This window comes from candidate division KSB1 bacterium, assembly GCA_016214895.1.
Taxonomy (GTDB): domain Bacteria; phylum Electryoneota; class RPQS01; order RPQS01; family RPQS01; genus JACRMR01.
Map to the genome: position 1 here is coordinate 333625 of JACRMR010000012.1, position 11162 is coordinate 344786.

8 protein-coding genes are annotated in these 11162 nt (G+C 60.8%); 2 read left to right on the plus strand and 6 right to left on the minus strand.

The window, feature by feature from the left end; all coding sequences use genetic code 11:
• Positions 1-17 precede the first annotated feature (17 nt).
• Complete coding sequence (locus HZB60_07635) at positions 18-632, plus strand: YihA family ribosome biogenesis GTP-binding protein (protein ID MBI5059632.1); 615 nt, start codon at positions 18-20, stop codon at positions 630-632.
• Positions 633-682: 50 nt separating this feature from the next.
• Here HZB60_07635 and HZB60_07640 read toward each other — a convergent pair whose 3' ends face one another.
• The 6 genes from HZB60_07640 to HZB60_07665 all read right to left on the minus strand — a co-directional run bounded on the left by HZB60_07640 (position 683) and on the right by HZB60_07665 (position 8098).
• Complete coding sequence (locus HZB60_07640) at positions 683-1732, minus strand: hypothetical protein (protein ID MBI5059633.1); 1050 nt, start codon at positions 1730-1732, stop codon at positions 683-685.
• A gap of 3 nt (positions 1733-1735) precedes the next feature.
• Complete coding sequence (locus HZB60_07645; GenBank protein ID MBI5059634.1) at positions 1736-2398, minus strand: MtnX-like HAD-IB family phosphatase; 663 nt, start codon at positions 2396-2398, stop codon at positions 1736-1738.
• Positions 2395-2970 carry a pyridoxal 5'-phosphate synthase glutaminase subunit PdxT gene (pdxT, locus tag HZB60_07650; protein MBI5059635.1) on the minus strand — a complete coding sequence of 192 codons (576 nt, stop codon included), beginning with the start codon at positions 2968-2970 and terminating at the stop codon, positions 2395-2397. Before pdxT ends, HZB60_07645 begins: the two co-directional genes overlap by 4 nt.
• Positions 2971-2991: 21 nt before the next feature.
• Entirely contained in the window at positions 2992-3876 is an 885-nt protein-coding gene (gene pdxS, locus HZB60_07655) for a pyridoxal 5'-phosphate synthase lyase subunit PdxS (GenBank protein ID MBI5059636.1), read from the minus strand.
• Between the two features lie 72 nt (positions 3877-3948).
• Positions 3949-5913, minus strand: a complete 1965-nt coding sequence (locus HZB60_07660; protein MBI5059637.1) for a VCBS repeat-containing protein — start codon at positions 5911-5913, stop codon at positions 3949-3951.
• Positions 5914-5992: 79 nt separating this feature from the next.
• On the minus strand, positions 5993-8098 hold the full coding sequence (locus HZB60_07665; GenBank protein MBI5059638.1) for a T9SS type A sorting domain-containing protein: 2106 nt from the start codon (positions 8096-8098) through the stop codon (positions 5993-5995).
• A 254-nt stretch (positions 8099-8352) separates the two neighbouring features.
• On the opposite strand from HZB60_07665, the gene HZB60_07670 reads away from it, so the two are divergent.
• Entirely contained in the window at positions 8353-10743 is a 2391-nt protein-coding gene (locus tag HZB60_07670) for a PAS domain-containing protein (protein ID MBI5059639.1), read from the plus strand.
• Positions 10744-11162 lie beyond the last annotated feature (419 nt).

An 11162-nucleotide genomic window follows, 5' to 3' on the forward strand; every position in this document is an offset into this window, starting at 1 on the left:
TCTTAACTCAGCTTATCATGGCCGCCTTCAAGATTCCCGAAGCCGAATTCGTGCTCTCCTGCCCGCGCGTGGAGCTGGCGCCAAAACGTCCGTTGCCCGAAATCGCGTTTGCCGGTCGCAGCAACGTCGGCAAATCGTCGCTGATCAACTCGCTCTTGAATCGCAAGCAGATCGCGATGACCTCAAAGGCGCCCGGCAAAACTCGCCTGTTAAACTACTTTCTGATCGGTCGCGGCTGGTGCTACTTCGTGGACCTGCCCGGCTACGGATACGCGAAGGTCTCACAGAGCCTGAAAGACGACTGGGGAGAGTATCTTGAAGCTTATTTCCGGGACGCGCCCCGCTTGATCCTGTCCGTACTGCTGATCGATGTCCGGCGCGGGGTGACGCCGCTCGACGAGCAGATGGTGGACGGTCTCGCCATCTACAAGCGGCCATTTCTGGCGATTCTGACCAAAGCCGACAAGCTGAACGCTGCTGAACTTGCGCGCACGGTCCGCCGGATCGGCGAACAGTTGATGCCGCGCGGAGCGCGCCGAATCATCCCCTATTCCGCCATCAATCACATGGGGCGTGATCTCCTCTGGGCTGAGGTGCGCAACGTGATTGAAGAGCAAAAAGCGCGACCGTAGTCTCTTCCGTCGCGCTTCTTCCCCGGTGCCTCGCGGAAACGCGAGGTTTTCTATTTGGTGAATACGACCAATCCCTGCCCGCGGTCAGTCACGTATAACCGGTTCCCGGCCGGGTCCGCGTCCAGCGCGCTCGGATCGATCACGTCCAGAAGTTGCACAAACTCCGGCGCCGACGGAGTGGAAATGTCGTACACGTAGATCCCGTCGTTCACGTCCAGCACACAGGCATAGTGGCCCTGCACGACGATTTCCTGCAAGCGGTCCGCGCTGGGGACCACCAGCGTGGCCGCCACGACCGGAGCCGTGCGCGTCGTCGCATCGACCACCACGATGCCATATTGCGCGGCCACAATGATATAGTCTCCGTACCAGGCACAATCATAGGCAATGCCGGGAACCTCGAGGGTCGAGATCGACTCGCTCACGTTGCCGCGGTGAAGGTGGATTCCCTCTTCGCCGATGCCAATGGCAAACTCGACGCTCGCGTTGCGACCAAATCCGCGAATCTCCCGCCGCGGCGGAAGGTACGGAGCAAACACGAGGTCGCACGAAAATGACCAATTCGATTGGTCGTTCTCGCGGCAGAGTTTGGTCGCAATGAAACCGTCATTGCCCGCTTGGTCCGATGCCCAGAACTTGAGGGTGTCGTCAACCGAGTCAAACTCGAGATCGCGCAGCGGAACGACGAAATTGATTCCGCTCTTGCGCTCCCCCGATAGGAAATCGTGAATATCGGAATGGCTGGCGATCTCTCCGGCATCGACGCCGCTCATTACATAATGGTGGAGCAAGTCGAGGGCGACGATGGCCGTCTTCTCGCCCGCCAGCAGCCCGTTCCGATTATCGTAATGAAACACCGAGTCAATCGCGTTCAGATCAGCCACATTCAGCACGACCGTTCCGTACAGGTCGTCCGCAATCGCGACATAATCCCCCTTGGCCGCGACGTCCTGCGCGACGCCGCGCGTCACAAATACCGCCGCTTGCGCGTAGGGTCGCACGGGGATGTCGGGAGTGTTAGGCTCGTCACACGACGTCAAGAGCAACAGCGGCAGCGTCGTCAAAACGAGCGCCAGCCGGCGATACAATGAGGGGTTCATACGCTAAGGAGGCAGGTGAAAGGCAGGATGCGCCGCGAGCGCCTGCTCGACGGCGTGAAAAGTCTCAAACGGGTGAAAGGGACGACCCAGTCGTTCGCACTCGCGCGCGAGCGTGCCGGTAGCAAACAGCAGGTCGGCATGCGCCGACGGGCAGAGATCAGTATAACCGTCGCCAATGTAAATGACGGACTTGCCGCGCCCCTTGAAGCCAAGTACGTCCACGCACTTGCAATGACTGCAACACTCTTTCATTCGCGGACCCGGATACGGCTGCATCCGCCAACCCGTGGCAAGCGGCTCGACTTCGTGCGCGCGAATTTCTACATCATGCACGCCGGCTTTTTCGAGCAAAGCCTCGATTAGAATGCGCAAGCCCGATGACAGAATCACGATTGGCAGATCGTGCGCGCGGCAACGGTTCACGAACTCGGCGAAGCCGTCCCTGATCATCACTCCGCGCAACAGTGACTCGCGGGCCGTGGTCCAGGACGCCCGGATCAGCGAAACCTGCTCCATCATCGCCGCGCGCTCGGTCAGGTCGCCGCGCCAGACACGATCGTCGAGTTCTTTCCAATAAGGATCGGCGTATTCCGCGAGCAGATACTCCACCGCGTCGGGAATACTGATCGTGCCGTCAAAATCGCAGCAAACCACCCAGTCGTTCATGCGATCAGCGACAGAAAATAGCGGTGCAAGCGATCGTCCGCGGTCAGTTCGGGATGAAAGGAGGTGGCCAGAATGCGCCCCTGTCGGATGCACACCGGTTCCGCTTCATACCACACCAGCGGCCGGCAATCCGGCCCGTACGTGCGGATGCGGGGAGCGCGAATGAACACCCCGTGCAGCGTCCCGGATCCAAGCTCCGGGTCAACGCGCAAGTCGGCCTCGAAGGAGTGCAGTTGTCGGCCGAACCCGTTGCGGTCAACTTCGAAGTCCATCCATTCAAACGCCGCCACACGCGGGTCGGCCACACCCCGGGAGAGCATGATCATCCCCGCGCACGTTCCCCACACGGCATGCGACTTCGCAAACTCGTCGAGCGCCGAGCGCAGCGGTACCGTCATGAGCCTCGTCAGCGTCGTGCTCTCGCCGCCGGGAATAACCAATCCCGCCACTCCGGCAAGCTCGGTTTCCGTCCGGATTTCGCGTACGCGAACTCCGAGGTGTTCGAACCGCTCGCGGTGTTTCGCGAAGTCGCCCTGCAGCGCCAACAAGCCGACCGTCTGCTCAGAGCCCACGCGATGTCGCTCCCGGTCGGATCACCAGCCGCGCGTGGCGAGCATGTCCTCCGCGCGCATCGTGCGCACGTCGAGCCCCGGCATGGCATTCATCAACCCCGTGGAAACCTCCGCCAGCTTCTTCGGATCGCGGAAATGCGTCGTCGCAATCACGATCGCCTGCCCCCGCGCAATCGGATCATCGCTCTTGAAGATACCCGAGCCGACAAACACCGCCTCCGCGCCAAGTTGCATCATCAATGCGGCGTCGGCGGGCGTCGCGATCCCCCCCGCAGCAAAATTCGGTACGGGAAGTTTGCCCAGCGAACGCACTTGAGTCAACAGCTCATAGGGAGCGCCGATTTCCTTCCCATAGGCGACCAGTTCCTCGTCCCCCATCAGCGTCACGCGCCGGCAGGCCGTCATCACACTGCGCATGTGCCGCACCGCCTCGACGATGTTTCCGGTACCGGCCTCGCCCTTGGTGCGAATCATCGCCGCGCCCTCGGCGATCCTGCGCAGCGCTTCGCCCAAATCGCGGCAGCCGCACACAAACGGAACCTTGAACTTGTGCTTGTCGATATGGTAGTTCTCGTCCGCCGGTGTCAACACTTCGCTCTCGTCGATGAAATCCACCTCAATGGACTCCAGAATCTGCGCTTCTACAAAGTGGCCGATCCGGCACTTTGCCATCACCGGAATCGATACGGCGGTCTGAATCTCACGAATCTTGGAGACATCGGACATGCGCGCCACACCGCCATCGCGCCGAATATCAGCGGGCACGCGCTCCAGCGCCATGACGGCAGTCGCGCCCGCATCTTCGGCAATCCGGGCCTGCGTCGCGTCGGTCACGTCCATGATCACGCCGCCCTTGAGCATTTCGGCGAGACCAACTTTCGTCGTGAATGTTCCTGTCTTTGTCATGGTGAAATTCTCCTCAAGATCGAAATCCAGAAAACCAACCGGTGGCGGCAACTGCTGCCGGCCCGCCGACGGTTACTTCAATAACACAACCTTGCGTGTGGAGTTCTGTCCGTCCGCGCGCAAATGTACGAAATAGACTCCGGCCGTCAAATCCGAACCATCAACGGCGATCCGGTGAAGGCCGGCAGTCTGCACGTCGTCAGCAAGGGCCCGCACCAGCCGACCGGCCACGTCATACAGTCTGACCGTTGCCGCTCCGGTCCGCGGTAACATGAATTCGACCACGGCCGTCGGATTGAACGGATTCGGATAAATGCTCGTGATGCCAAACTCGCGCGGTACGACGCCGCGGGTCTCCGCGTCCAGCACAAATGCGGTCACCGTAATCACAATGTCGCTGTCGGGACAAGTGTTCGACGCCAGCAAAATCTGACCGATGTAATCCCAGATCGCGCTATCACTCGTGTCGGGCGAAATCGTGACCTCGAAGTCTTGCAGCTCGCCCGGCAGCACGGTCAGGTCCGCCGGACTCACCGACAACCAGGGGTCCGGGACCAGATTGCCCTGCGCGGTTGCAGAGACATGCAGCGGACCATCTCCGTTGTTCAGCACCGGAATCTGTGCGGTTGCGGTCGTGCGATTATGCACAATCACATTCAGGGAGCTGACTTGCACGTCGATCAGCGGCCGCCGGAGCAGGAAGTTCAAGACCGCCGCCGAGTCCGCGTTGGCGACAACACCGCCCACCATCGTATCCGTCCAGCACGGATGCTGCGTCATCAGCGTGTAAGTACCGGGCGCGGTCAGCAACGAATACTCGCCCGTCTGACTCGTAAACGCCGTCACTCCCGTCTCGAGGATTCTGACCGGAATGCGATCCAGAAATTGCCCGCCGCCCAACGCCCGCACCGTCCCCATCACCTGCGCCGGTGTTCCCATCCGGTTCTCGTAGAATTGCATCTGCGACTGCTGATTCTCGCAGACGAGGAAATCCGCATCACCGTCCTGGTCCACATCGCCGATCGATATACCCATATTGCGGTAATTCGCCGTCAACGTCTGATAGCTGAAGCTGAGATTACCGTTGTTGCGCCACCAGTACACCGCGCCATCCGCCGCGACCCCGACGATGTCCAGCGTGCCATTCATGTCAAAATCAGCCAGCGCCGTCCCACGCGGATACGAGATGGACGTCGAGAGCGCCTGCTCGGTCATCCCGCCGCTCCCGCCGATCCACAAGACGATGCGACCGCCATCGTAATCGCTGACGATCACGTCGTCGAAGCCATCCGCGTTCACATCGCCGCCGGTGACCCACGTCGTCGAACCCAAGGTCCCCAATGTGTGCGATTCCCAGGTCGTAAGGTTCACCTGCTCAACCCAGTACACGCCCCGCCAATCCGTCCCCACGACAACGTCGCGGTCGCCGTCGTGGTCAATGTCCGCCGTGGCAACGTCCAGCGGATGACTGCCGGTGATGTTCACGGCATCGACCAGCACGAGCGAGTCCCCGACGGACACGAACATCTGGATTACATTAGACAAATAGGCCGCGACCACCAGGTCGGGAACCCCGTCGCCGCTGATATCGTCCACACAAACGTCGAATTGGCCCTGCTGACCGTCTCCGACTTGCCGGACCGTGAACGCATTCGCACCGCCGAGGCCCGTTGCTGTCAGAATGTAAGTCGTATTCAGGCCGTAGGCGGCCAGCGCAATGTCATCTCGTCCGTCCTGATTAAAGTCCGCCACCGCAAGATGGCGAAACGTCCCGCCGCCGATATTCAGCTGCCGCGCCTGCCGCGTCCGGTCCGGCAACGTCTCCAGCCAGAAGATGGTTCCGGAGAATCCACAGGCGGCAATGTCAAGGTCGCCGTCGCCATCAAAATCACCGGTGCCGGCCGAATACAACTCGAGGACATCCGATGAAATTGTCGTGCGCACGAAATCCTGCGCTCGCAGCGCTTCGCCGTAGCCCATCAGTGTGATCATCAACCCGCACGCCAGCGTGAGGGCGATAGTTGCCGGTCTCCGCACAGGCAATCTCGCTTCGTGGTAAGTGTCAGAATCCGCTGCCGGTCTTCTCTACACGACAGCCCACACCGTCAGCTCATATCTATTTCAACAATGTCAGTTTCACGGTTGCCACGCGCGCGTCAGCACTCAGTCGCGCGAAGTATGTCCCAGAGCCGTGCGCCGTGCCGTCCCACCGCATCCGGTATTGACCTGCCGTCATGAACCCGCGCACGACGGTTTCCACCAGTCGGCCCTGCAAATCAAAGATATTCAGGCTCGCCTGCGCCGGATGCTCGAGCGCAAATTCCAGATTCACGACCGTATTGAACGGATTCGGATAGACTTTTGCCAGGCCGAACTCCAGCGGCAATTCCACCCCTCCGTCAGCACCCGCGGACCACGTGATGAAGTTCCAGCGTTGACGCGAATCCAGCGTCATCGGGGGATACAGGCTCGATGCAGTCACCCACCACGTAACCGGCGAAACGTCCGGAAAGATCGGATTGTTCGCGAAGCTCACAATCATGAACGTGTCCGCCAACGCCGGAAAAGATACCGTCGTGTCCCCGGTCTGAAAATGCACGGTGTAACTCACCCCGTCATTCGAGTCGGGGTCGCGCGCCGGCGTCCAACTGAACTCCGCCGAGGACTGCGGCAATGCCAAACCACTGTCCGGCGCCGCGAGGTCAAAGGGCTCCGTCGAGTCCGGGATCAGACGTAGAAACGCTTGATACCGCTGTTCGCAAATCCGCGTCAAATTATGATCGTCCTGCGCCACCACGCGCCAGTAGATCACCGCCTCATCGGAGTCCGCGGGCCACGTAAAGCGGGATACATTCAACGGTCCATACACCTGCACCGGCGCCTGAAACAGCGAATCGGAATCGATGAGCAGCGCGTACCGGATCCCCTCGCCATCCGGTTCCGTCGCGTCTTCCCAATCAAAATACACTGTGTCGTTCGTCACCGTGTCCGAACTCAACGGATACAACAGCGAAAATCGATTCGGCGGATGCTGCCCTGGTGAGTGCGGATCGGCGTCGGTCACCACATAGAGGCCGTGCTGCGCCTGCTCCTGAATCTGCGCGCCGACCGCCCGATAGTGATAGCCGCGGTCCTGCGCCACGTCAAACAATACCGCACCGGCCGCGCCGTCCACATACAGGGTCCAAAGACTGTCACCGCGCAGATTGTATTTGGCCAAAATTCCGCGCTGCGGCGAGCTGGGGGTGCTGCGGGTATAGCCGGCAATCACGAATCCGCTATCAAAATCCTGAGTCGCCGCCACACCGTAGGCCACATCGACGCCCGGTGTCCGCCAGAGCCGCGACCACAAACTGTCGCCGTTGTCGTTCGTCGCGACCAGCCAGATATCGCCGTTCACCGAATCGCCAAACGAACGGCTGGTGCCGACCAGAATCGTCAACTGTGAAGATAGCCTCGCGGCGTCCAGGCAAGCTTCATGCTGTGCGCCGCCGAACCGCCGGTGGACCTCCGTCGAATCCGTAAACAACGAATCCGTGCGGACCAGCCAGAAATCACGCGAACGCCCGACCAGACTGTCCGCGGTTCCGCAGATCAACAGCCGGAGTTCGTTCTGACCGTTCCGATAACCAAGCAGCGCGGATCCGTACCGCCCCTCTGCGTAAACGCGGTCACCGATGATCGCTCCGGTTGCCGCAAGCGATCGCACGACCACATCCGCGACATCCTCGCCCGGGCGAATCTCGCCCAAAGCATATTCTCCGGCAGTCGAAGCTCCCGGATGAGCACTGACCGCCGTGAGCTGCTCACTGAAGCCCGGCGACCCGTCGTCAACATTCACCTCGGTCCCGCCGTCGAGGGCCAGCCGCACGTGGCGGAAATCCATCGATCCGCTCTCGTAGGTGGACCCCACGAGCACGATCTCGTCTGCGCTCGACGACAGCGTCATCCCCAGCAACTGGTCAGTCGTGCCCAGTTGGGAATTCCAAACCGTGTCCCCCGCGCTATCGACCCGCTGCACCCAGAACTGGAATTGACCCTCTAATGCGTTTCCACCGAGAAAAGCGCCCGTCTGCGAGGTCGTGTCTGCTAAGCTAATCTGACTGAAATAGCCCCGCGTTTCGTAAACCCTGCTGAATGTCACGTCCGGGGCGATGGCCCAGCCGACCACGCCCGATATCAGGAGCAGCGCCGCCACCGGCAGCGCCTGCAATATTTTCATCCTGCGGCCCTCCCAAGCCCCTCGGATCATCATCCCTTCAAGAACGGCGACGAAATACGGCTCCGAATTGCAGGTTGCAACCCAGTTCGCGATTAGCCAATTCGGGGGCGATTGGGGCTGTCGCCGGGAACCCACAAGCTATCTAAATTACCGATTTCTGTGCATTTTGTCAAGCCAAACCGACCCCGATTTGGACGGGCACCGGATTTGCAAACTCGCCTCTGCAAGTGAACCATATGACCCAAGAGGTGCAAATGCGATCCATCTGGAAGCCCGTCTTCGTCACCGTCGGTGCACTGGCCATTCTGGCCGGTACGCTACTCTTGATGGGCAATATCCAAAATGTCACGCGCATCGCGAACTCGACCGAGTTTTCCAAGCTCCAGACCACCGCGCTGTCGTGGTCGGCCGGCCTGGAAACCTGCCGATCCGCGGTTCGGGAGCAGGTGCTCCGGCAAGAGCTGCTGCGAATCTCCGAACGGCCCGGCGAATGGGTGACATGGCGAGCCGCCGAGAAATACCGTGCATTTCTCACCGACTGGAACGCCTCCTACGGCCCCCCGCGGGCGCTCTGCCTGATCGTAAATGCGGCGCAGCTCCATAGTTTTGAAGGCGACACGAGCGGATTGGCAATGTCGTTGAAGTTGTTCGAGGAATCGGGCAATCCGGAGATCACGATCTTCGGTGGCAACGCAAGTACTCCCGGTTTTGTCGCGATCCAATATCGTTACCAGCAGGATAGCGCCGCGATCGCCTCGCGCTGGATCACTCTGTTCGACCCCACGACTGTGCTGCGAGTCGGAGACACGGCCCCGCATGCCTGGACACTCATGTCCGGCCCCGATCAAACCCTGTTCTCCTCGTCCGGCGGGTCGCAGGCCGCCTGCGTCAGTCCGGCAACCTGGCCACTCATTATCGGTCAGCAGAAAGGGGCCCTGCCGGGGACGAACGACGATCAATGGGGATTCGTCAAACTGCAACTCCCCGGGATGAAGCCCGTATTGCTCCTCGCATCCCTGACTCCGCCCGGCACGGCGTCACACGCGTCGATCTGGTGGATCGCGGCGGGTCTGCTGGTGATGATCGTCGTCGCGGTCTGGCCGTACGCCCCCAATCCCCTGACCGCGGAATTGGCTCCGCCGCTCCCCGAACCGGGAGAGCCGGCGATCCCAAGCTCGGATGCCACTGCCTTCCGGCAACTCTTCCAGGCCATCGTGGATCCGTTGTGCATCGTGGAAGTCGATGGCCGATTCTCGCGCTCGAATCATGCCGCGCAGGAAATGCTCAGAATTCAGCGGGGAAAGCCGGATCCGGCGCTCAACATGGAACACGGAGACCTGGCGATTCCCGCCGCGGCTTTCTTCCAACAGCTCGCCGCAGGGGCCATTGACGCCGACGGTCCGGTGCGGCTTGCCACCACCGAAAAGGTCGTCTTTTCCGGTCGCATTCGTGCGACCCGGCTCTACGTCGATCAAGATCGGCATGGCCCGCTGCTCTTGCAATTCGTGCATGATGTCGAAACCGCACCGACACTCGCCATTGAGTCCGTGGCGGACGAGGATGCCGTTCCGGTCGCCGATCCATTGTGTCCGAATGCGATCATCGTGGTGTCGCGCGATGGCTTGTTACAGAATTACAACGACGCCGCCCTGGCCATCTGTCCGACCCTTGAAAACTCGCCGATGCTCACGGACATCTTCCCCGCGCTGGACCGCATCGAAGTCGAGCGGATACTAAGGCGCGAAAACACCTCGCGGTTCGAAACCCTGTTCGGGAGCGGCACGTTCGAGTTTCACGCCTGCCCGCACAATGGCACCGTCGTCCTCTACGGCAGTCCCGCCGCCGCCGAAAAACAGCTCGAAATCGCGCTCGCACAGGCGCACGAAAACTTCAACACGCTGTGCAACATGACGCCCGCCGCCGTGCTCTTCCTCAATGTGCACGATCACAACATACAGCAGTGCAACGTGGCCGCCTGCGACCTGTTCAGCATGCCGGCGCCGGGACTGCTCGGGCGCACACTCGAATCCCTCTCCGCATTTCCGTGGATCCCGTCCTCCGAGCCGGAAAGCGAGTTCTTCGCCGCGACTCCCGACGGCCGCACCATCCGCTGCAAGTTCGCCTGCGAACTGGTCAAGATCGAAGGCGAACCAACGATGCTGGCCGTGCTCGATCCGATCGCCACCTACCAGCCCGTCTCGGAACAGGAACAGGAAACCCGTGAACTGCTCGCGGCAGTGGATCGGCTCGCCCAAGACGAAGACACGCCGCCGAATACCGCCGGCCCGGGGCTGCTCATCGTTTCCAACCCCGTCGTGCGCGATGTCGCCCGCAAACTGCTCGAACGCGCCGGCCATGACGTCGAGGCTTTCACCACGCTCGATGATGCCACGGTCTGGGTGATCGCGCATCAGTACGTGCCGGGCCTGATCACGCTGGACGTGACCGACTTCGACGATGTCGAGGATTGGCTCGCGAACCTCCGCGCCCGCTGCGGCAGCGTCCCCTGCCTGGCGATCACTGACGGCGAGACGCATGAGTTGCCCAACTCCGGCGAGAACTTCTTCCTGCAAAAGCCGTTTGATCTCGATGATGTGGAGCGCGCGCTTCACGAATTAGGAGTCGAAGCCACGGCGCACGCCTGACGCGGTTGTGGAATTACCGAGTACTGTTTGTACAACAAGGCCGCCACGGCAAGGCGGCCTTGTCTTTTTTCAAATTGTAGCGCTTTGTGAATAACTACACGAAAGCGCGAACGGACGCCGGATGCGGCCGCTTCATTATTCCAGACCCGGCCTCCCGGCTTGGTCTCCTTGACCCGCGCCGGATCCCATCTATCCTTTGCCGAGGCAAGTAGTTGTACTAACTCCTCTCGAATACCTCACCGTTCAGTCATTGGTACCCAACCGTTTCTTAACGGTTCCGGGCGCGTGCTGCACTTGCGGAAGCAGTTTCCGGAGGCTATTTTATCAGACTATCGCGGGTGGCTCAACGACCTTGACCCGAGTCCGTGAATCCGACCTTGCTGCCAATTCCCGGCTGTACAATATAGACCACAGGAGAT

Coding starts and splice junctions, on each gene's coding strand:
- HZB60_07635 (MBI5059632.1), top strand. CDS start 18: ATGGCCGCCTTCAAGATTCCCGAAGCCGAATTCGTGCTCTCCTGCCCG.
- HZB60_07640 (MBI5059633.1), bottom strand. CDS start 1,732: ATGAACCCCTCATTGTATCGCCGGCTGGCGCTCGTTTTGACGACGCTG.
- HZB60_07645 (MBI5059634.1), bottom strand. CDS start 2,398: ATGAACGACTGGGTGGTTTGCTGCGATTTTGACGGCACGATCAGTATT.
- pdxS (MBI5059636.1), bottom strand. CDS start 3,876: ATGACAAAGACAGGAACATTCACGACGAAAGTTGGTCTCGCCGAAATG.
- HZB60_07665 (MBI5059638.1), bottom strand. CDS start 8,098: ATGAAAATATTGCAGGCGCTGCCGGTGGCGGCGCTGCTCCTGATATCG.
- HZB60_07670 (MBI5059639.1), top strand. CDS start 8,353: ATGCGATCCATCTGGAAGCCCGTCTTCGTCACCGTCGGTGCACTGGCC.